The organism is Acidobacteriota bacterium, from assembly GCA_003696075.1.
GTDB lineage: Bacteria > Acidobacteriota > Polarisedimenticolia > J045 > J045 > J045.
Map to the genome: position 1 here is coordinate 1 of RFHH01000039.1, position 19,939 is coordinate 19,939.

Below are 19,939 nucleotides of genomic sequence, written 5' to 3' on the forward strand. Positions count from 1 at the left end.
CACGTGGATCACGGGAAGACGACGTTGACGGCTGCGATCACGCAGGTGTTGGCGAAGCGGAACCCGAAGGTGGAGGTGCGTTCGTTCGATTCGATCGACAAGGCGCCGGAGGAGAAGGAGCGGGGGATCACGATTGCGACGGCGCACGTGGAGTACGAGACGGACAAGCGGCATTACGCGCACGTGGATTGTCCGGGTCACGCGGATTACGTGAAGAACATGATCACGGGCGCGGCGCAGATGGACGGTGCGATTTTGGTGGTGTCGGCGGCGGACGGTCCGATGCCGCAGACGCGTGAGCACATTTTGCTGGCGCGGCAGGTTGGGGTGCCGGCGATCGTGGTGGCGTTGAACAAGGTGGACATGGTGGACGACGAGGAGTTGTTGGAGTTGGTGGAGTTGGAGATTCGGGAGTTGCTGAGTTCGTATCAGTTTCCCGGGGACGAGATTCCGATCGTGCGGATGTCGGCGTTGAAGGCGTTGGAGGGGGACGAGGAGGCGGAGAAGCAGATCCTGGCGTTGATGGAGGCGGTGGACGAGTACATTCCGGATCCGCAGCGTCCGATGGACAAGCCGTTTTTGATGCCGATCGAGGATGTGTTCACGATCACGGGTCGCGGGACGGTGGTGACCGGGCGGATCGAGCAGGGAGTGATCAAGACGGGGGAGGAGGTGGAGATCGTCGGGTTGCGACCGACGATGAAGCGGACGGTGACCGGTGTGGAGATGTTCCGGAAGATCTTGGACGAGGGTCAGGCTGGAGACAACGTGGGGTTGTTGTTGAGGGGGACGGAGCGGAAGGAGGTGGAGCGCGGTCAGGTTTGCGCGAAGCCTGGGACGATCACGCCGCACACGAAGTTCAAGGGAGAGATTTACGTGTTGACGAAGGAGGAGGGGGGTCGTCACACGCCGTTTTTCAGCGGGTATCGGCCGCAGTTTTACTTTCGGACGACGGACGTGACCGGAGTGGTTCAGCTGCCGGAGGGTCGGGAGATGGTGATGCCGGGTGACCGGCTGGAGGTGACGGCGGAGCTGACGAAGCCGATCGCGATGGACAAGGGGCTGCGGTTCGCGATCCGGGAGGGCGGCCGCACGGTGGGCGCCGGAACGGTCACGGAGATCCTGGAGTAGGGGCGGCCCCGGAGCCGCCCGCAGCCGCGGGGGCTCGCCTGGGCGCGCGAGAGGACGTGGAACGATGACATCGGAGAAGATCCGCATCAGGCTGAGAGCCTACGATCACCGCATCCTCGATCAATCGGCGAGCGAGATCGTGGACACGGCGCGCAGGACGAACGCGCGGGTGGCGGGTCCGATCCCGTTGCCCACCCTCCGCAGCGTGTTCACCGTGCTGAGGTCGCCGCACGTGGACAAGAAGTCGCGGGAGCAGTTCGAGATCCGCACGCACAAGCGGCTCCTGGACATCCTCGATCCGACGCCGGAAACGGTGGACGCCCTGATGAAGCTCGATCTTCCCGCCGGGGTGGATGTCGAGATCAAGGCCTTCAGCTCCTGACGGGCGCCGGGTGGCCCCCGGAGGTTGACGAAAGATGGTGACAGGACTGCTCGGGAAGAAGATCGGCATGACGCAGATCTTCGATGACGCCGGCCGGGTGATACCGGTCACCGTCCTCGCGGCGGGCCCGTGCGTCGTGGTGCAACGGAAGACGAAAGAGCGCGACGGCTACGACGCGGCGCAGTTGGGGCTGGTGGAAGGCAAGCCCTACCGGAAGGCCAACAAGCCGCGGCAGGGGCACTTCAAGAAGGCCGGCGTGCCCCCGACCCGCGTTCTGAGGGAGTTCCCGGTCACCGGGGAGGACGACCCGAAGCCGGGCGACACCGTGACCTGTGCGATCTTCGAGGTCGGCCAGAAGGTGGAGGTGGTCGGCCGCAGCAAGGGACGCGGCTTCCAGGGGGTCATCAAGCGGCACGGGTTCGGCGGCGGGCGCGCGACGCACGGGTCGATGTTCCATCGCGCTCCCGGATCGATCGGGCAGTCGGCCTTCCCCTCGCGGGTGTTCCCCGGGCTGCGCTTGCCGGGGCATATGGGGAACCGGCGGGTGAAGGTGAAGGGGCTCGAGGTGGTGAAGATCGACGTGGAACGGAACCTCGTGGTGGTGCGCGGGGCCGTCCCCGGAGCGCGGGGCAGCATCGTGGAGATCCGCCGGCCGCCGGTGGCGGGCTGACGGCTGGAGGGCGAAGCCATGGCCGAGATCACCGTGAAGAACCTCAGGCTCGAGGACGTCGGCTCGGTCGACCTGCCCGACGCCGTCTACGACTACCCGTTCAAGCGGCATCTCGTCTACGAGGCGGTGCGGCACTACCTCGCTTGCGGCCGGCGCGGCACTCACAAGACGAAGAACCGCGTCGAGGTGAGCGGCGGCGGCCGGAAGCCCTGGCGCCAGAAGGGCACGGGTCGGGCGCGCGTCGGCTCGATCCGGTCTCCGCTGTGGCGGAAGGGCGGCACGGTGCACGGCCCGCAGCCGCGGGACTACTCGTATGCGTTTCCTCGGCGCGCGAGGCGGCGGGCGCTCGCCGCCGCGCTGTCGGAGAAGCGGCGGGAAGGCGCGCTCCTGGTGGTGGATCGCCTGGCCATCGAGGAACCGAAGACCAAGGTGCTCGCAGGTCTCGTGCGCGACGGGCTCAAGGCGAAAGGGAAGACGCTCCTCGTCTACGACGGCGAGAATCGCAACATCGAGCTGGCCGCCCGGAACCACCCGCAACTGGCGGCTCTGCGGGCGCTTCAGTTGCACGCCTACCACGTGCTCGACTGCGACACACTGGTGATGAGCCGTGCGGCGGCGGAACAGCTCGGGGAGGTGCTGGCACGATGAGCGAGCTGAGCCCTTGGGACGTGATCCGGATGCCGCGCCTCACGGAGAAAGCGGCGCGGCTGCGCGAAGAAGCACAGCGCTGGAAGAAGCGGGGCGAGACCTACGTGTTCGACGTCGACCCGCGGGCGAACAAGGTCCAGATCAAGCGCGCCGTGGAGCAGGCGTTCGATGTGAAGGTCGCGCACGTCCGCACGGTGAACCTTCCCGGCAAGCGGCGCCGTTACGGCCGCTTCGTCGGTTACCGTCCGGCGCGGAAGAAGGCTTACGTGACGCTGCAGCCCGGCAGCAAGACGATCGACTTCCTGGAGGTCTGACGCGGACAGGCTCCCCCGGCCGGCGCCGGCGGGAGCGGAGAGGCGGACGACGATGCCGATCAAGAAGTTCAAGCCGACCTCGCCCGGCCGGCGCCAGATGGAGGTGGTGGTCTCTCCGGAGATCACGACCACCACGCCGTACAAGCCTCTTCTCGAGCCGAAGAAGCGCACCGGGGGTCGCAACAACCGGGGCCGGATCACCGTCTGGCACCGTGGCGGCGGGCACAAGAAGCGCTACCGCGTGATCGACTTCAAGCGCGACAAGATCGGTGTGCCGGGAAAGGTGGTCTCCATCGAGTACGACCCCAACCGGTCGGCGCACATCGCGCTGGTTTCCTATCGGGACGGCGAGAAGCGCTACATTCTGGCGCCGGCAGGACTCCAGGTGGGGCAGGAGGTGATCTCCTCGCCAGACGCCGACATCGTCGTGGGGAACACGCTCCCGCTCGCGAACATCCCGCTGGGTACGATGGTCCACAACGTGGAGCTGCGGCCCGGGAAGGGCGGCCAGCTGGTGAGGAGCGCCGGAGCAGCGGCCCAGGTGCTGGCCAAGGAGGGTCGCTACGCGCAGCTCCGCCTGCCCTCCGGAGAGGTCCGGCGCGTGCTGATGGAGTGCCGGGCCACCATCGGGCAGGTGGGGAACGTCGACCACGGAAACGTGTCGATCGGCAAGGCGGGGAGGTCCCGGTGGCTCGGGCGGCGGCCGGTCGTCCGGGGAGTGGTGATGAACCCCGTCGATCATCCGCACGGCGGCGGCGAGGGCCGCACGTCCGGCGGAAGGCACCCGGTCACCCCGTGGGGCGTCCCGACGAAGGGGCACAAGACCCGGAACAACCCGAGGACGGACAAGTTCATCGTCCGGAGGCGGAAGAGCAAGTAGCGGCGGACAGCCCTGCCGGGCGATCGGCGGAGGAACGGAATGGCGCGCGCGGTTTGGAAAGGTCCCTTCGTGGACCAGCATCTGGCGAAGAAGATCGAGCAGCTCAACAAGAGCAACGACCATCGTGTCATCAAGACGTGGTCGAGGCGCTCGACGATCACGCCGGAGATGGTGGGGCACACGATCGCCGTCCACAACGGCCGGAAGTTCATCCCCGTCTACATCACGGAGAACATGGTCGGGCACAAGCTCGGGGAGTTCGCCCTGACGCGGACCTTCAAGGGCCACGCGGGCGGCAAGGACAAGCGCGCGCGCCGCTGACGCGGCGAGAGCGGGAGAGCAGCGCCATGGTGGCGAAGGCGACACTCCGGTACCTGAAAGGAAGCCCGCAGAAGGTGCGGCTGGTCGTCGACCAGATCCGAGGGCGGGACGTTGGGGACGCGATGGCGCTTCTCAAGCACTCCCGCCGGCGGGCGGCCCGGGCGGTGGAGAAACTCCTCGCCTCGGCGATCGCCAACGCGCAGCAGCGCGAGGAGCGCCTGGACGTCGACAAGCTGTACGTCTCGCGCGCGTGGGTCGATCCGGGGCCGCGGGAGCGGCGCGGGCGTCCGGGCCCGATGGGCCGCTTCATGCCGGTGCTGAAGCGGCGGAGCCACGTGACGTTGGAGCTGGACATGCGCCCGGCGGCGCAGGACTGACCGCGCATCGGCGCGACGGAACGAGGACGACGATGGGACAGAAGGTCCACCCCTACGGCTTCCGGCTCGGCTTCAACCGGACATGGAAGAGCCGCTGGATCGAGAAGAAGCGGTACGGCGAGTTTCTCCACGAGGACCTGCGCCTCCGGGACGAGCTCAAAAAGCGCCTGTACCACGCCGGGATCGCCGACATCGAGATGGAACGGGCCGGCGAGCACAAGCTGAAGATCAGCCTCTACACGGCGCGGCCCGGGATCATCATCGGCCGCAAGGGCACGGAGGTGGATCGTCTCCGGGAGGATCTGAAGAAGCGCACCGGACGCGAGGTCTTCATCAACATCCTCGAAGTGGAGAAGCCGGAGCTCAACGCGCAGCTGGTCGCCGAAACGATTGCGGCGCAGCTCGAACGGCGCATCGCCTTCCGGCGGGCAATGAGAAAGGCGGTGGAGTCGGCGCAGCGCTTCGGGGCGAAGGGGATCAAGGTGCGTTGCTCGGGGCGCCTGGGCGGTCACGAGATCGCGCGTTCCGAGTGGTATCTCCACGGGCGGCTTCCGCTGCACACGCTGCGGGCGGATGTCGACTACGGTTTCGCGATCGCGAGGACGACGTACGGGGTCATCGGGGTGAAGTGCTGGATTTACCGCGGCGAGCAGACGGAGATCGTCGCGACTCGCGGGCGCCAGCGCTGAGCGCCGGCGGAGGCAGGGAAGATGCTCCAGCCGTCGAAGGTCAAGTTCCGGAAGGTGCAGCGGGGCCGCATGCGGGGCCTGGCTCAGCGGGGCTGCACCGTGGCGTTCGGAGAGTACGGACTGAAGTCCGAACGCTGCGGCTGGGTCACCGCCCGGCAGATCGAGGCGGCCCGTGTCGCGATGACGCGGGCGGTCAAGCGCGGCGGGAAGATCTGGATCCGCATTTTCCCCGACAAGCCGGTGACCAAGAAGCCGGTCGAAGTCCGCATGGGGAAGGGGAAAGGGGCGCCGGACCACTGGGTGGCCGTCGTCAAACCGGGCACGGTGATGTTCGAGATCGGAGGCGTGAACGAGGACCTGGCCCGGCATGCGATGGAGCTGGCGGCGCAGAAGCTCCCCGTGAAGTGCCGGATCGTCACGCGCCGGGCGTTGTGAGCGGCGAGGACGGGCGATGAAGAAGATGGAACGCTTTCGCGAGATGACCGACGACGAGCTCCGCGCCGAGGAAACCGAGTTGCGGCGGGCGTTGTTCAACCTGCGGCTGAAGAAGGCCGTCGGTCAGCTCGAGAAGCCGCACCAGCTGAAGGAAACCAAGCGCGATCTGGCGCGGGTCCTGGGCCTGCTGAAGGAGCGGCAGCGCGCGGCTGAGAGGCGAGGATGAGCGAGACGAAGCGGCGATCGGGACAGCGCAAGGTCGGCGTCGTGATCGGCGTGCCGGGCGCGAAAACGGTGAAGGTCGAGGTGGAGAGCCTCGTGCAGCACCCGATGTACAAGCGCTACGTGAGGCGCTCGCGCCGGTTCCTCGCGCACGACGAGCAAGAGCGGTGCCGACCGGGGGACAAGGTCGAGATCGTGGAATCGCGCCCGTTGTCGGCGCGCAAGCGGTGGCGCGTGCGGCAGATCATCGCCCGCGGTGAGGAGTCCGCACGGGCGGCCGGCGAGGCGGGAGGCAACGGCCGATGATCCAGATGCAGTCGATCCTCAATGTCGCGGACAACTCCGGCGCCAAGAAGATCATGGCCATCCGGCTTCGCGGCGGCAGCGCCGGGAAGTACGGCGGGGTCGGCGACGTGATCGTCGCGTCCGTGAAGGAAGCGAGTCCGGACGGGGCGATCAAGAAGGGCGCCGTGGTGAAGGCGGTGATCGTTCGGACCAAGCGCGAGCGGCGGCGGCGTGACGGAAGCTACATCAGCTTCGACGAGAACGCCGCGGTCCTGATCAAGGACGACGGCGAGCCGGTCGGCACGCGCGTTTTCGGGCCGGTGGCCAGGGAGCTGCGCGAGAAGAAGTTCATGCGGATCGTGTCTTTGGCGCCCGAGGTCCTTTGAGGGCACGGGCGGAGAGCCGAGAGGGCGAGATGCACATTCGGAAGGGCGACGAGGTGGTGGTGCTGAGCGGTGTCTACCGCGGCAAGCGGGGCCGGGTTCTCCGCGTGCTGCCGGATCGCCAGCGGGCCATCGTCGAAGGCGTGAACATGGTCAAGCGCCACTCCCGCGGCAATCCACGGCTGGGCATCCAGCCGGGAATCGTCGAACAGGAGGCCCCGATTCACGTTTCCAACCTCCTCCCGGTCGACCCGGAGACGCACAAGCCGACCCGCGTGGGCTACAAGTTCTTGACCGGCGCCGGCGGGCGAAAGCGGAAGATCCGCATCGCCCGTCGCTCCGGCGTGGAACTGGATCGCTGAGGTGAGCGCGATGGGCTACTACCCGGAACTGAAGCGGATCTACGACGAGCAGGTGCGCCCCGCCCTCATGGAGGAGTTCGGTATCAAGAACCCCATGGCGGTGCCGACGCTGCACAAGATCGTCGTGAACATGGGAATCGGCGAGGCGGCGCGGGACCCGAAGCTCCTCGAGGCCGCGTCGGCCGAACTGGCCGCGCTTTCGGGGCAGAGACCGACGATCCGGCGGGCCCGGAAGTCCATCGCCAACTTCAAGCTTCGGGCGGGAATGCCGGTGGGTGTCGCGGTGACGCTGCGGGGCCGCCGCATGTGGGACTTCTTCTACCGGTTGGTGAACCTGGCGCTGCCGCGAGTGCGGGACTTCCGTGGCGTCTCCCCGAAAGGATTCGACGGCCGGGGAAACTACACGTTGGGCGTGAAGGACCAGTTGATTTTCCCGGAGGTGAACTACGCCAAGGTGCAGCGCGCCACCGGGATGAACATCACGATCGTCACCTCGGCCAGGAACGACGCTCAGGCGCGAGCGCTGCTGGCCGGGCTGGGGATGCCGTTCGCCCGCTGACGGGGAAACGGCCGGCGGGACGAGGAGAGCGAGTATGGCAAGCGCTGCGAAGATGGCGACGATCGGGAAGAAGCCCAAGTTCGCCGTCCGGGTGCGGAATCGCTGCCGGCGGTGCGGGCGTCCGCGCGGCTACCTGCGGAAGTTCCAGCTGTGCCGCATCTGCTTTCGGGAACTGAGCCTGCAGGGGTACATCCCGGGCGTGCGCAAGGCGAGTTGGTAGCGGAGCCTCGAAAGGGCAGCGCGACCAGAGGGAATGCCGATATGTCGATGACCGATCCGATTGCCGACCTGCTGACGCGCATCAGGAACGCGCTGATGGCGGGTCACGAGCAGGTGACGATTCCGTCCTCGAGGATGAAGCGGGAAATCGCGCGAATCCTCAAGGAGGAGGGCTTCATCCGCGACTACAGGCACGAGGATGACGGCCGCCAGGGCAAGCTTCACCTCGAGCTGAAGTACGGGCCCAACGGGGAGAGGGTGATCTCCGGCCTCGAGCGGGTCTCGCGTCCGGGGCGGCGCGTCTACATCGGGTGCCAGGAGATCCCCGATGTCCTCGGCGGGATGGGAATCACGATCCTGTCGACATCCAAGGGCGTCGTCGACGGGCAGACCGCGCGCCGTCTCAACGTGGGCGGCGAGTGGCTCTGCAACATCTGGTAGGAGCCGACCGTGTCTCGGATAGGGCTGAAACCGGTGCCTTTGCCCGCGGGCGTCTCGATCGAGCCCGGTGCGAGGGCGTGCAAAGTCAAGGGGCCGAAGGGGGAACTCACGGTCCCCGTGGCGGACGGCATCTCCATCGAGGTCGCCGACGGAGTGGCGAACGTCAAGCGGTCCGACGATTCGAAGCCGCGGCGGGCGCTTCACGGCCTGACCCGCGCGCTCCTGGCCAACGCGGTGACGGGGGTCAGCCAGGGCTACGAGAGGGTGCTGGAGATCCACGGCACGGGCTACCGGGCGGAGATGAAGGGGAACAACCTGGTGCTCCAGCTGGGCTTCAGCCATCCGGTGGAATTCCCGCTGCCCAAGGGAATCAGCGCCCGCGTCGAGGAGAGGAACACGGTCATCGTGCTCTCGGGAATCGACAAGCAGGAGATCGGGCAGGTGGCGGCGAATCTGCGCCGCCTGCGGCCCCCGGATCCCTACAAGGGGAAGGGGATCCGCTATCGAGGCGAACGCATCAGCCTGAAACCGGGCAAGGCGGCCGGAAAGTAGCCCGGGCGGAGAAGCGGCGGACATGTACGCGAGAGTGGATCGGAAACGGGCGAGGCTGAAGGTGCGCCGGCGCATCCGGGGAAAGATCTCGGGGACGGCCGAGCGGCCGCGGCTGTGCGTGTACCGGAGCTTGAAGCATATCTACGCGCAGGCCGTCGACGACACGACCGGGAGGACGTTGGCCTTCGCCTCCACGCGCGAGAAGGAGATCCAGGCGCAGCAGCCGTACGGCGGAAACGTCGCCGCAGCGCGGCTCGTCGGCCGCACGATCGCGCAGCGGCTGCTGGCGCTCGGGGTGGAGAAGGTGGTTTTCGACCGGGGCGGGTTCCGCTACCACGGGCGCGTGAAGGCCCTGGCGGACGCGGCCCGGGAAGGTGGCTTGAAGTTCTGAGCGGCGCGGGCCGACCGCGGAGGCAGCCGTGGCTTTCGACAGAGACAGGGACAGCGCGGACCTTAGAGATCAGGTCGTCTTCATCAACCGCGTCACCAAGGTGGTGAAGGGCGGCAAGAACTTCTCCTTCTCGGCGCTCGTGGTGGTCGGAGACGGGAAGGGCCGCGTCGGCTTCGGCATGGGCAAGGCCAAGGAGGTGCCGGCCGCGATCGCCAAGGGGATCGAGAAGGCGAAGCGGTCGATGATCCGGGTTCCGCTGAAAGGCACGACGATTCCGCACCAGGTGGTCGGCCACCACGGCGCGGGGAAAGTGCTGCTCAAGCCGGCGGCGCCGGGAACGGGCGTGATCGCGGGTGGGGCGGTGCGGGCGATCCTGGAGTCCCTGGGGGTCCAGGACGTGCTGACGAAGTGCATCGGCACGCAAAACCCCCACAACGTCGTCCGGGCGACCTTCGACGGCCTGAAGCAGCTGAAGGACGCGCGAGAGGTCGCCCGGCTGCGCGGCATCCCGCTGGAGCGGATCGACAGGACGGCCGCGGGCGGCGCGCCGCCGGCCGTCGCGGAGAGCGAGGCATGAGCACGGGCAGGTTGCGCATCCAGCAGGTCCGCAGCGGCATCGGCGCGCCGCGGAAGCACAAGAAGATCCTCCAGGCGCTGGGGCTCGGGCGCATCGACCGCGTGGTGGAACTGCCCGACAACGGAGCGGTTCGCGGCATGGTGGCGAAGATTCCGCACCTCGTGCGGATCGTCCCTCCGGGTGAGGCGGCCGGCCGGCGGACCGGAAGGAGCGGACGATGAGGCTGCATGACATCGGCCCTGCCCCCGGTGCGCGGAAGCGCCGGAAGCGGGTCGGCCGGGGCCCGGGGTCCGGCCTCGGCAAGACGGCAGGCCGCGGGAACAAGGGGCAGAAGTCGCGATCGGGTTACTCCCGGCGCTGGGGATTCGAGGGCGGCCAGATGCCGCTGGTGCGCCGTGTGCCGAAGCGCGGCTTCACCAACATCTTCCGGGAGGAGTTCGCCGAGGTCAATGTCGCTCAGCTGGCCCGGCTCCAGGAGAGCGAGATCACTCCCGAGCTGCTGGTGGAACGGGGCATCCTCCGCCGCCGCGAGGCCGGCCGGGTGAAGCTGCTGGGCCGGGGAGAGCTGGACCGGGCCGTCACCGTGCGGGTGCACGCGGCGAGCGCGTCGGCGGTGCGGAAGGTCGAGGCGGCGGGTGGCAAGGTGGAGCTGATCCGCGGCCGTGAGGCGCCGGACCGATGATTTCGGGACTCATCGAAAGCATGTCGAACATCTGGCGCATCAAGGATCTGCGCCAGAGGGTGGTCTTCACGTTCGCGCTGTTGGGCGTCTACCGGATCGGGCGCTACATCCCGATTCCCGGGGTGAGCGTGGAGGCCCTGAACGAGTTCTTCTCCCGCAATCAGGGGGGTGTGTTCGGCCTCGTCAACATGTTCACGGGAGGGAACTTCCGCCGCCTGACGATCTTCGCGCTGGGGATCATGCCGTACATCTCGGCATCGATCATCCTGCAGCTGCTGGCGGTGGTGATCCCGTATCTCGAGAAACTCCAGAAGGAGGGCGAGGTCGGCCGGCGGAAGATCACCCAGTACACCCGGTACGGAACCGTCGCGCTCTCCATCATCCAATCGCTGGGCATCTGCATTTGGATCACCCGCGTCAGCGGGACCTCCCAGCCCATCGTTCCGAACCCGGGGCCGCTTTTCTTCTTCACCACGGTCCTCACGCTCACGACCGGGACCGCATTCATCATGTGGCTCGGCGAGCAGATCACCGAGCGCGGCATCGGTAACGGGATTTCTCTCATCATCTACGCCGGGATCGTGGCGGGCCTGATGCCGGCCGCCGTCGGCCTGATCCGGGAGACCTTCAACGGCGAGCGCAGCCTGTTCACGGTGATCGCCCTGGGCATCGTCATGGCGCTCACCACGGCGGCGGTGGTCTTCGTCGAGCGGGCACAGCGACGGATCCCCATCCAGTATGCGTCGCGCGTCCGGGGCCGGCGGATGGTGCGCGGGACGGCGACCTTCCTGCCGCTCAAGGTGAACACCGGCGGGGTGATCCCGGTGATCTTCGCCTCGTCGCTGCTGGCGCTGCCGATGACAATGGTCCAGGTTCTCTATTCCCGATTCCCGGTGAGGTTCCTCGGCGTCCTGCAGCGACAGCTCCAGTACAACATGCCCCTGTGGGACTTCCTGTACGTCCTCCTGATCATCGGGTTCTGCTTCTTCTACACGTCGATCATCTTCAATCCGATGGATACGGCGGAGAACATGAAGCGCGTCGGCGGCTTCATTCCGGGGGTGCGTCCGGGGAAGCAGACCGCGCAGTACATCGACCGCGTCCTGACGAGGCTGACCTTCGCTGGAGCGATCTACCTGAGCCTGGTCTCCCTGCTGCCGATCTTCCTCATCAGCGGATTTCCGCTGCACCTCATCGAGCCGGCGGCGATCGGTGAGTTCTTCGACCGGATGATTCCCTTCCGGTTCGTGAAGGAAGGCCTCCGGGTCCAGTTCTTCTTCGGAGGCACTTCGCTGCTCATCGTCGTGGGCGTGGCGATGGACACGGTGCAGCAGATCGAAAGCCAGCTGGTGATGCGGCACTACGACGGCTTCCTGAAGGGAGCCCGCGTGAAAGGCCGGAGGGGATGATGAGGATCGTTCTCTTCGGCCCCCCGGGAGCGGGGAAGGGCACCCAGGCGGAGCGGATCGCCGCCGCGTGGGGAATCCCGCACATCAGCACGGGCGACATGCTGCGGGCGGCGGTCCGGTCGGGCAGTGACCTGGGGCGGCGGGTCGAGTCGATCATGAACAGCGGAGCCCTCGTCCCGGACGAGCTCATCGGGGAGGTGGTGGCGGAGCGGTTGAGGGAACCGGACGCGGAAAAGGGCTTCCTCCTGGACGGCTTCCCGCGGACGGTGGAGCAGGTGGGGATTCTCGACCGCGTGCTGGAGAAGACCGGCGGTCGGCTCGACCGCGTGCTCCTGCTCGACGTGCCCGAGCAGGTGGTGCTGGAACGCCTCCTGGGACGAGCCGAGCAGGGCGATCGCGGAGAGAAGCGGGCCGACGACAACGAGGAGACGATCCGGGAACGTCTCCGGGTCTACCGGGAGCAGACGCGCCCGGTGGCGGACCTGTATCGGGAACGGGGCCTCCTGACCGAGATCGACGGTACCGGGACGATCGAGCAGGTCTTCTCCCGGATCCAGAGCGTGCTGGCGGAGGTGGCCGGCTGATGGTCCAGCGGACGCCGGAGGAGATCGACCGGATCGACCGGGCCTGCCGGGTCGTTCGGACGATCCTGTCCGAGCTGGCGGAGCGCGTGCGGGAGGGGGTGACCACCGCGGAGCTGGACCGCTACGCCGAGACCCGGGCGGCGGAATTCGGCGCCCGGCCGGCCTTCAAGGGGTACATGGGGTACCCGGCGAGCGTCTGCATCTCGGTGAACGAGGAGATCATCCACGGGATCCCCTCCGACCGCCGGCTGAGGCGGGGCGACCTGGTCAGCCTCGATTTCGGGGTCCTCCTGGATGGCTACTACGGGGATTCCGCGATAACCTGTGCGGTGGGCGAGGTGTCCGCCGAGGATGCCCGGCTCTCGCGGGTGACGCGGGAGTGCCTGCTGCGGGCGATCGAGCGGGTCGTCCCGGGCGGTCACATCTCCGACATCGGCCACGAGGTCGAGTCCCACGCCAGGAGCGAGGGCTTCTCCGTGGTGCGGGAGTTCGTCGGGCACGCCATCGGCACCCGCCTCCACGAGGATCCGCAGGTCCCGAACTACGGCCGGCCGGGCCGAGGGCCGCGGATCGCCGAGGGAATGGTGCTCGCCATCGAGCCGATGATCACGGCGGGCGAAGCTGAGGTGAAAGTGCTCGAGGACGGTTGGACGGCGGTGACGCGGGACGGGTCGCGCGCCGCCCATTGGGAACTGGTCGTCGCCGCGACCGCCGACGGACCCAGGGTCCTGGGCGGTCCGGCCGACGGTGCATGAGGAGCGCAGTCTTGCCGAAGGAAGAGGCCATCCAGGTCGAGGCCGTCGTGGCGGAGACGCTGCCGAACGCGATGTTCCGCCTCGAACTCGACAACGGCCACAAGGTGCTGGCCCACATCTCGGGGAAGATGCGGAAGCACTTCATCCGGATCCTTCCCGGAGACCGGGTTCTTGTCGAGCTGTCGCCGTACGACCTGAACCGGGGCCGGATCATCTACCGTTACAAGTAGCCGCGCGGACGGGCCGCGCCGGGGAACGAGCGATGAAGGTGAGAGCTTCGGTGAAGAAGATGTGCAGCAAGTGCAAGATCGTCCGCCGCCGGGGGGTGGTGCGGGTGATCTGCGAAAACCCGAAGCACAAGCAGCGCCAGGGCTGACGGCCCGAGGGGAGAAGCGAGATGGCACGCATCGCCGGCGTCGATCTTCCGCTGAACAAGCGGATCGATGTCGCCCTGACCTACATCTACGGGATCGGCCCGTCGCGTTCGAAGGCCATCCTCGAGCAGAGCCGGGTCCCCGGGAACGTCCGCGTCAAGGACCTGACCGAGGAGCAGGTCCGTGCGATCCGGCAGGTCATCCAGGACCAGGGGCGCGTGGAGGGCGACCTCCGCAAGAACGTCCAGATGGACATCAAGCGGCTGATCGAGATCGGCTGCTACCGGGGCGTACGGCACCGCCTGGGGCTTCCGGTTCGGGGCCAGAGAACTCACACCAACGCCCGGACGAAGAAAGGTCCGCGCATCGCGGTGGCGGGCAAGAAGAAGGTCAAGAAGTAGTCCGGTCGAGGCCGAAACCGGCCGCCCCGCGCCGGCCGCGGGACGGGGGACGGCGGACGCGAGGACGGAGTCGAGATGGCGAAAGCAGGGAAGAAGAAGGTCACCCGCAAGCGAGAGCGCAAGAACGTTCCCCACGGTATCGCCCACATCCAGGCGACCTTCAACAACACGATCGTGACGATCACCGATCCGGCCGGGAACGTGGTCGCCTGGGCGAGCGCCGGGCGTGCGGGCTTCAAGGGGTCGCGCAAGGGCACCCCGTTCGCGGCCCAGCTCGCCGCGCAGCTCGCCGTGCAGCACGCCCGCGAGCACGGCGTCCGGACCGTGGACGTCCGCGTGCAGGGCCCCGGAGCCGGGCGCGAATCCTCGATCCGCGCCCTCGCGGCGGCGGGCCTCGAGGTGAGATCGATCAAGGACGTCACGCCGATTCCTCACAACGGCTGCCGCCCGCCGAAGCGGCGGCGGGTCTGACCCGGAGGGCGTTGGACGATGGGACGCTACACTGGACCGGTGTGCCGGCTGTGCCGCCGCGAAGGGATGCAGCTCTTCCTGAAGGGAGAGCGCTGCTTCAAGGACAAGTGCGCCGTCAAGCGGCGCCAGTACCCGCCCGGGCAGCACGCCGGAGGGCGGCGGCGGCGGAAGCTCCAGGGCTACGGCCTGCAGCTCCGCGAGAAGCAGAAGGTCAAGCGGATCTATGGCGTGCTCGAGCGCCAGTTCCGCTTCTACTTCAAGAAAGCCGCGGCCAAGAAGGGTGTCACCGGCGAGAACCTCCTGTGCACCCTGGAGCGCCGCCTGGACAACGTCGTGTACAGGCTCGGCTTCGCCGCCTCCCGAGCCCAGGCGCGCCAGCTCGTGAACCACGGCCACTTCCTCGTCAACGGCCGCAAGGTGGACATCCCGTCCTTCCAGGTCCGCGCCGGCGACGTGGTCGAGCTGCGCGAATCCAGCCGGAAGAACGTGATGGTCCAGGCGAACCTCGACACGGCACAGGGCCGGGGCATCCCCGCCTGGCTGGAGCTCGACGCGGCCAGCTTCAAGGGCACGGTCAAGGCTCTCCCGAAGCGCGAGGACATCACGATGCCGATTCAGGAGAACCTGATCGTCGAGCTGTACTCGAAGTGACCCCGAGCCGTTCAACCGAGGACCAGAGATGATCGAGATGGGTTTCCAGAAACCGAAGTTTCTCGAGGCCGACCCCGCATCGCTGAGCGACACCTACGGGAAGTTCAGCGCCCAGCCCTACGAGAGGGGTTTCGGCACCACCATCGGCAACGCGCTGCGGCGCATTCTGCTGTCCTCGATCGAAGGCGCGGCGGTGACCGCCGTGAAAATCGAGGGGGTGCTGCACGAATTCTCCTCCATTCCCGGCGTGATCGAGGACGTCACGGACATCATCCTCAACCTGAAGCGGGTGCCGCTGAAAATGCACCTGCCGAAGGTGGAAACGGCTCGGATCGTGGCGAAGGGGAAGAAGGTCGTCACCGCGAAGGACATCGAGTGCAGCTCGAATGTCGAGGTTCTCGATCCGGACGCCGTGATCGCCACGCTGTCCGACGAAGGCTCCCTCGAGATGGAGATGCGCATCAAGCCCGGCCGCGGCTACGTGCCGGCGGACCAGAACCTCGACGAGGACCTCGGGCTCGGCTACATCCCGATCGACTCGGTGCACTCGCCGGTCCGCCGCGTGAACTTCACCGTGGACCCGGCGCGCGTCGGGCGGTCCACTGATTACGACAAGCTGACCCTCGAGGTGTGGACGGACGGCTCGATCACGCCGCAGGAGGCGATCGCCAAGGCGGCGAAGCTCCTGAAGGACCATCTCGCGATCTACATCAACTTCGAGGACCATCTCGAGCTGGAGCGTGAGATGGTGTCGGAAGAGGACGAGAAGCTCCGGGAGCACCTGGACCGGTCGATCGACGAACTGGACTTGTCGGTGCGCTCGTACAACTGCCTCAAGAACGCGGGCATCGAGACGATCCGGGATCTCGTGCAGCGCACCGAGGCCGAGCTTCTGAAGACGAAGAACTTCGGGCGGAAGTCGCTCAACGAGATCAAGGAGCTTCTGGCCGACATGGGGCTGTCGCTCGGGATGCGCGTTGGCTCGAGCGCTGCCGGCCAGCTGTGACGCGCCGCCTGGCGCGGAGGTGTGACGGCGATGAGACACCGTTGGGCAGGAAGGAAGCTCGGCCGGAAGACGGAGCACCGGCGCGCGACGCTTCGTAACCTCGCCACCGCTCTGTTCGAGCAGGGGCGGATCCGGACCACGGTCCCGAAGGCGAAGGAGCTCCGCTCCTACGCGGAGCGGCTGATCACCAAGGCGAGGAAGGACAGCGTGCACGCGCGGCGGCTCGTCGCCCGCGAGCTGGGAAACCGCACGCTCGTCAAGAAGCTGTTCGACGAGATTGCGCCGCGCTACGCGGAGCGGCCGGGCGGCTACACGCGGATCCTGCGGCTGATGCCGCGGCGCGGGGATGCCGCGGAGATGGCCATCATCGAGCTCGTCGGCGCTGAGGAGGCGGCCGCCGGGGCCGAGGAGTGATGCCGGCGCCCGATGGGGCAGGAGGTGCGGGTCGCCGCGGGGCGGCCCCTTTTTTTGTCCGGGGGGCGCTGAGGGAGGCGCGGTGATGCGCCCGAGGAAGGATATCCGGAAGGTGCTGGTGATCGGGTCCGGTCCGATCGTCATCGGCCAGGCGTGCGAGTTCGACTACTCGGGAACGCAGGCCCTCAAGGCGCTGGCGGAGGAAGGTGTCGAGGTCGTCCTCGTGAACTCGAATCCGGCGACGATCATGACCGATCCGGAGATCGCGGCCCGCACCTACGTGGAGCCACTCGTCCCGGAGGTGCTCGAGCGGATCCTGGAACAAGAGCGGCCCGACGCACTGCTCCCCACCGTCGGCGGGCAGACGGCACTGAATCTGGCTGTGGAGCTGGATCGCACCGGGGCGCTCGAGCGGTACGGCGTCGAAATGGTCGGCGTGAAGCGGGAGGCGGTGGAGATCTGCGAGAACCGGGAGCGATTCCGGGAGGCGGTGGAATCGATCGGCCTCGAGATGCCGCGCGGAGGGTTCGCGACGTCGGTCGAAGAGGCCGAGCGCTTGCGGGAACCGCTGGGTTGGCCCGTCGTCGTGCGCCCGTCCTACACCCTGGGCGGCACGGGAGGCGGGGTGGCCTGGAACGCGGAGGAGTTCCGCGAGGTGGTGTCGAGGGGTCTCGACCTGTCCCCGATACACCAGGTGCTGGTCGAGGAGTCGATCATCGGCTGGAAGGAGTACGAGCTGGAGGTCATGCGCGATCGCGCGGACAACGTGGTGATCGTCTGCAGCATCGAGAACTTCGATGCGATGGGTGTCCACACCGGCGACTCGGTCACGGTGGCGCCCGCCCAGACGCTGACGGACCGGGAATACCAGAGAATGCGCGACGCCGCCCTCGCCGTGATCCGGCGGGTTGGCGTCGAAACGGGCGGGAGCAACATTCAGTTCGCCGTCGATCCGCGCACGGGCCGGCTGCTCGTCATCGAAATGAATCCCCGCGTGTCACGCTCCTCGGCGCTGGCCTCGAAGGCGACCGGATTCCCGATCGCCCGGATCGCCGCCAAGCTCGCGCTCGGCTACACGCTGGACGAGATTCCGAACGACATCACCAAGGAGACTCCGGCGAGTTTCGAACCGTCGATCGACTATGTCGTCGTGAAGGTCCCGCGGTGGGCGTTCGAGAAGTTCCCGGCCACGCCGCCGGACCTCGGCACGCAGATGAAGTCGGTCGGGGAGGCGATGGCGATCGGCCGGACGTTCCCGGAGGCGCTGCAAAAGGCGTTGCGGAGTCTGGAGACGGGCCGCTACGGGTTGGGCGGCGACGGGACGAAGGTGGTCGACCCGCATCGCCTCGGAGAGCGGCTGGCGACCCCGAACTGGCAGCGGCTGTTCTACATCAAGCACGCGCTGCTGGCCGGCTGGCCGGTGGAGAAGATCGCCGACGCAACGCAGGTCGACCCGTGGTTTCTGCGCCAGATATCGGACATCGTCGACGTCGAGGGCAAGCTGCGGGCGTTCACGCTGGAGGACGTTCCCGAGGAGCTGCTGCTGGCGGCGAAGCGACTCGGGTTTTCGGATCGGCAGCTGTCGATCCTGCTGGGCTGCGCCGAGGAGGAACTCCGGAGGCATCGCTGGGCGTGCGGCCTGCGGCCCGTTTACAAGAGGGTCGATACCTGCGCGGCCGAGTTCGAGGCGCACACGCCTTACCTGTACTCGACCTACGAGGAGGAGTGCGAAGCCCATCCCACGGGGCGCCGGAAGGTGATGGTCCTCGGGTCGGGACCGAACCGGATCGGCCAGGGAATCGAGTTCGACTACTGCTGCGTCCATGCGTCGTTCGCCCTGCGGGAGGCGGGCATCGAGTCGATCATGGTCAACTGCAACCCTGAGACCGTGTCGACGGACTACGACACTTCCGACCGCCTCTACTTCGAGCCGCTGACCCTGGAGGACGTTCTCGAGATCGCGGAGAAGGAGCGCCCCGAGGGCGCGATCGTGCAGTTCGGCGGCCAGACGCCGCTGAAGCTCGCGATCCCGCTGATGCGCGCGGGCGTGAAGATCCTCGGGACGTCTCCGGAGAGCATCGACCTCGCGGAGGACCGCGAACGCTTCGGAGCGCTCCTGAGGGAACTGGACATCCCGGCTCCCGAGTGGGGGACGGCGCGCAGCCTGGAGGAGGCCAAAGAGATCGCGCGCCGGATCGGGTTCCCGCTCCTCGTCCGGCCGTCGTACGTGCTCGGGGGGCGCGCGATGTTCGTCTGCTGGGACGAGGATTCTCTCGAGCAGATGATGCGGCTGGCGGTGGAGGCGTCGCCGGAGCATCCGGTGCTGCTCGATCGCTTCCTGGAAGATGCGACCGAGCTCGACGTCGACGCCTTGTGCGACGGCGAACGGGTGGTGATCGGCGCGGTCATGGAGCACATCGAGAAGGCCGGCGTCCACTCGGGCGACAGCACCTGCGTGATCCCGGCCCTCAGCGGGGAGGTGAGGAAGGTCGAGCCGCTGCTTCGCGACATGACGCGGCGTCTCGCCCTGGCGCTCGAGGTGCGGGGGTTGATGAACGTCCAGTTCGCGGTGCAGGGCGGACGGCCCTACGTCCTGGAAGTGAACCCGCGGGCCTCCCGTACGGTTCCGTTCGTGTCGAAGGCGGCGGGCATCCCGCTGGCGAAGGTGGCGACGCGGATCATGCTCGGGGAATCGCTGGCGGACCAGGGGATCGAAGAACCGCGTTACGAGCGGTGTGTGTTCGTCAAGGAACCGGTGTTCCCGTTCACCCGATTCCCCGGGGAGGATCCCGTGCTCGGCCCGGAGATGAAGTCGACCGGGGAGGTGATGGGAATCGGAGAGGACCTGGGCGAGGCGCTCTGGAAGGGCTTGACGGCGGCCGGAACGGAGCTCCCGCGGGAAGGCACGGCGTTCCTGTCGGTGCACGACCGCGACAAGCCGGCGCTGCCGCCGGTGGCGAGGCGTCTGAGGGAGTTCGGATTCCACCTGCTCGCGACGAAGGGAACGGCGGAGTTCTTGTCGGAGCGCGGCATCGAGGTCGAGCGCGTCTACAAGGTGAACGAGGGTCGGCCGCACGTGGTGGACCGCATGCTCAGCGGCGAGGTTCATCTCGTCATCAACACGCCGCTCGGCGCGCCGTCCTATTTCGACGAGCGGGCCATACGGTTCACGGCGCTGCAGCGGCGGATTCCGCTCATCACCACCCTGGCGGGCGCCGCCGCGGCAGCGGAAGCGATCGCGGCGATGCGGGAAGGCCGCGTCGGGACTCGGGCGCTTCAGGAGATCCACGGAAGCGGTGGACGCAGGCAGCGAGCGTGCCGATAATTTCGCCGCGAGGGGGGGCGCGGGAGGTA

General features: G+C 67.6%; 33 protein-coding genes. All 33 read left to right on the forward strand.

Annotation, left to right across the window (positions count from 1 at the left end):
- Positions 1 to 1,131 (forward strand): elongation factor Tu (gene tuf, locus D6718_02315; protein ID RMG48140.1); only part of this gene is annotated, 1,131 nt, incomplete at its 5' end.
- Between the two features lie 64 nt (positions 1,132 to 1,195).
- Positions 1,196 to 1,513, forward strand: coding sequence for a 30S ribosomal protein S10 (locus D6718_02320; GenBank protein RMG48141.1), 318 nt, complete (start codon positions 1,196 to 1,198; stop codon positions 1,511 to 1,513).
- A gap of 34 nt (positions 1,514 to 1,547) precedes the next feature.
- Positions 1,548 to 2,183 carry a 50S ribosomal protein L3 gene (locus tag D6718_02325; protein ID RMG48142.1) on the forward strand — a complete coding sequence of 212 codons (636 nt, stop codon included), beginning with the start codon at positions 1,548 to 1,550 and terminating at the stop codon, positions 2,181 to 2,183.
- A gap of 18 nt (positions 2,184 to 2,201) precedes the next feature.
- Entirely contained in the window at positions 2,202 to 2,831 is a 630-nt protein-coding gene (locus D6718_02330) for a 50S ribosomal protein L4 (GenBank protein ID RMG48143.1), read from the forward strand.
- Positions 2,828 to 3,145: a 50S ribosomal protein L23 gene (locus D6718_02335; GenBank protein RMG48144.1), complete on the forward strand. Its 318-nt coding sequence runs from the start codon at positions 2,828 to 2,830 to the stop codon at positions 3,143 to 3,145. Before D6718_02330 ends, D6718_02335 begins: the two co-directional genes overlap by 4 nt.
- A 52-nt stretch (positions 3,146 to 3,197) precedes the next feature.
- On the forward strand, positions 3,198 to 4,025 hold the full coding sequence (locus tag D6718_02340) for a 50S ribosomal protein L2 (GenBank protein ID RMG48145.1): 828 nt from the start codon (positions 3,198 to 3,200) through the stop codon (positions 4,023 to 4,025).
- 39 nt (positions 4,026 to 4,064) lie between these two features.
- Complete coding sequence (locus D6718_02345) at positions 4,065 to 4,346, forward strand: 30S ribosomal protein S19 (GenBank protein ID RMG48146.1); 282 nt, start codon at positions 4,065 to 4,067, stop codon at positions 4,344 to 4,346.
- A gap of 26 nt (positions 4,347 to 4,372) precedes the next feature.
- Positions 4,373 to 4,723: a 50S ribosomal protein L22 gene (locus D6718_02350; protein ID RMG48147.1), complete on the forward strand. Its 351-nt coding sequence runs from the start codon at positions 4,373 to 4,375 to the stop codon at positions 4,721 to 4,723.
- A gap of 32 nt (positions 4,724 to 4,755) precedes the next feature.
- Positions 4,756 to 5,412, forward strand: coding sequence for a 30S ribosomal protein S3 (locus D6718_02355; protein RMG48148.1), 657 nt, complete (start codon positions 4,756 to 4,758; stop codon positions 5,410 to 5,412).
- Between the two features lie 21 nt (positions 5,413 to 5,433).
- On the forward strand, positions 5,434 to 5,847 hold the full coding sequence (locus tag D6718_02360; GenBank protein ID RMG48149.1) for a 50S ribosomal protein L16: 414 nt from the start codon (positions 5,434 to 5,436) through the stop codon (positions 5,845 to 5,847).
- A gap of 16 nt (positions 5,848 to 5,863) precedes the next feature.
- Positions 5,864 to 6,073, forward strand: a complete 210-nt coding sequence (locus D6718_02365; protein ID RMG48150.1) for a 50S ribosomal protein L29 — start codon at positions 5,864 to 5,866, stop codon at positions 6,071 to 6,073.
- Positions 6,070 to 6,375: a 30S ribosomal protein S17 gene (locus tag D6718_02370; protein ID RMG48151.1), complete on the forward strand. Its 306-nt coding sequence runs from the start codon at positions 6,070 to 6,072 to the stop codon at positions 6,373 to 6,375. The genes D6718_02365 and D6718_02370 overlap by 4 nt, the downstream gene beginning before the upstream one ends.
- On the forward strand, positions 6,372 to 6,740 hold the full coding sequence (locus tag D6718_02375) for a 50S ribosomal protein L14 (GenBank protein RMG48152.1): 369 nt from the start codon (positions 6,372 to 6,374) through the stop codon (positions 6,738 to 6,740). The genes D6718_02370 and D6718_02375 overlap by 4 nt, the downstream gene beginning before the upstream one ends.
- A 29-nt stretch (positions 6,741 to 6,769) precedes the next feature.
- Positions 6,770 to 7,099 carry a 50S ribosomal protein L24 gene (locus D6718_02380; protein ID RMG48153.1) on the forward strand — a complete coding sequence of 110 codons (330 nt, stop codon included), beginning with the start codon at positions 6,770 to 6,772 and terminating at the stop codon, positions 7,097 to 7,099.
- Between the two features lie 10 nt (positions 7,100 to 7,109).
- On the forward strand, positions 7,110 to 7,658 hold the full coding sequence (locus tag D6718_02385) for a 50S ribosomal protein L5 (GenBank protein ID RMG48154.1): 549 nt from the start codon (positions 7,110 to 7,112) through the stop codon (positions 7,656 to 7,658).
- Positions 7,659 to 7,692: 34 nt separating this feature from the next.
- Complete coding sequence (locus D6718_02390; GenBank protein RMG48155.1) at positions 7,693 to 7,878, forward strand: type Z 30S ribosomal protein S14; 186 nt, start codon at positions 7,693 to 7,695, stop codon at positions 7,876 to 7,878.
- A gap of 41 nt (positions 7,879 to 7,919) precedes the next feature.
- Complete coding sequence (locus D6718_02395) at positions 7,920 to 8,318, forward strand: 30S ribosomal protein S8 (GenBank protein RMG48156.1); 399 nt, start codon at positions 7,920 to 7,922, stop codon at positions 8,316 to 8,318.
- Between the two features lie 9 nt (positions 8,319 to 8,327).
- Positions 8,328 to 8,870, forward strand: coding sequence for a 50S ribosomal protein L6 (locus tag D6718_02400; GenBank protein RMG48157.1), 543 nt, complete (start codon positions 8,328 to 8,330; stop codon positions 8,868 to 8,870).
- A 22-nt stretch (positions 8,871 to 8,892) separates the two neighbouring features.
- Positions 8,893 to 9,261 (forward strand): 50S ribosomal protein L18, encoded by a 369-nt coding sequence (locus D6718_02405; GenBank protein RMG48158.1) that lies wholly within the window; start codon positions 8,893 to 8,895, stop codon positions 9,259 to 9,261.
- A gap of 28 nt (positions 9,262 to 9,289) precedes the next feature.
- Positions 9,290 to 9,838: a 30S ribosomal protein S5 gene (locus D6718_02410; protein RMG48159.1), complete on the forward strand. Its 549-nt coding sequence runs from the start codon at positions 9,290 to 9,292 to the stop codon at positions 9,836 to 9,838.
- Positions 9,835 to 10,059 (forward strand): 50S ribosomal protein L30, encoded by a 225-nt coding sequence (rpmD, locus tag D6718_02415; GenBank protein ID RMG48160.1) that lies wholly within the window; start codon positions 9,835 to 9,837, stop codon positions 10,057 to 10,059. The genes D6718_02410 and rpmD overlap by 4 nt, the downstream gene beginning before the upstream one ends.
- On the forward strand, positions 10,056 to 10,520 hold the full coding sequence (locus D6718_02420) for a 50S ribosomal protein L15 (GenBank protein RMG48161.1): 465 nt from the start codon (positions 10,056 to 10,058) through the stop codon (positions 10,518 to 10,520). Before rpmD ends, D6718_02420 begins: the two co-directional genes overlap by 4 nt.
- A complete protein-coding gene (gene secY, locus D6718_02425; GenBank protein RMG48162.1) occupies positions 10,517 to 11,929 on the forward strand; it encodes a preprotein translocase subunit SecY in 1,413 nt (470 codons plus the stop codon). The genes D6718_02420 and secY overlap by 4 nt, the downstream gene beginning before the upstream one ends.
- Positions 11,929 to 12,513 carry an adenylate kinase gene (locus D6718_02430; GenBank protein RMG48163.1) on the forward strand — a complete coding sequence of 195 codons (585 nt, stop codon included), beginning with the start codon at positions 11,929 to 11,931 and terminating at the stop codon, positions 12,511 to 12,513. The genes secY and D6718_02430 overlap by 1 nt, the downstream gene beginning before the upstream one ends.
- A complete protein-coding gene (map, locus tag D6718_02435; protein RMG48164.1) occupies positions 12,513 to 13,268 on the forward strand; it encodes a type I methionyl aminopeptidase in 756 nt (251 codons plus the stop codon). The genes D6718_02430 and map overlap by 1 nt, the downstream gene beginning before the upstream one ends.
- An 11-nt stretch (positions 13,269 to 13,279) precedes the next feature.
- A complete protein-coding gene (locus D6718_02440; protein ID RMG48165.1) occupies positions 13,280 to 13,498 on the forward strand; it encodes a translation initiation factor IF-1 in 219 nt (72 codons plus the stop codon).
- A gap of 32 nt (positions 13,499 to 13,530) precedes the next feature.
- A complete protein-coding gene (rpmJ, locus tag D6718_02445) occupies positions 13,531 to 13,644 on the forward strand; it encodes a 50S ribosomal protein L36 (protein RMG48166.1) in 114 nt (37 codons plus the stop codon).
- A 21-nt stretch (positions 13,645 to 13,665) separates the two neighbouring features.
- Entirely contained in the window at positions 13,666 to 14,043 is a 378-nt protein-coding gene (locus tag D6718_02450; protein RMG48167.1) for a 30S ribosomal protein S13, read from the forward strand.
- A 75-nt stretch (positions 14,044 to 14,118) separates the two neighbouring features.
- Positions 14,119 to 14,514 carry a 30S ribosomal protein S11 gene (locus D6718_02455; protein RMG48168.1) on the forward strand — a complete coding sequence of 132 codons (396 nt, stop codon included), beginning with the start codon at positions 14,119 to 14,121 and terminating at the stop codon, positions 14,512 to 14,514.
- Positions 14,515 to 14,532: 18 nt separating this feature from the next.
- Entirely contained in the window at positions 14,533 to 15,165 is a 633-nt protein-coding gene (locus D6718_02460; protein ID RMG48169.1) for a 30S ribosomal protein S4, read from the forward strand.
- Positions 15,166 to 15,193: 28 nt separating this feature from the next.
- Positions 15,194 to 16,171 carry a DNA-directed RNA polymerase subunit alpha gene (locus D6718_02465; GenBank protein RMG48170.1) on the forward strand — a complete coding sequence of 326 codons (978 nt, stop codon included), beginning with the start codon at positions 15,194 to 15,196 and terminating at the stop codon, positions 16,169 to 16,171.
- A 30-nt stretch (positions 16,172 to 16,201) separates the two neighbouring features.
- Positions 16,202 to 16,585 (forward strand): 50S ribosomal protein L17, encoded by a 384-nt coding sequence (locus tag D6718_02470; protein ID RMG48171.1) that lies wholly within the window; start codon positions 16,202 to 16,204, stop codon positions 16,583 to 16,585.
- An 85-nt stretch (positions 16,586 to 16,670) separates the two neighbouring features.
- Entirely contained in the window at positions 16,671 to 19,910 is a 3,240-nt protein-coding gene (locus tag D6718_02475; GenBank protein RMG48172.1) for a carbamoyl-phosphate synthase large subunit, read from the forward strand.
- Positions 19,911 to 19,939: the final 29 nt, after the last annotated feature.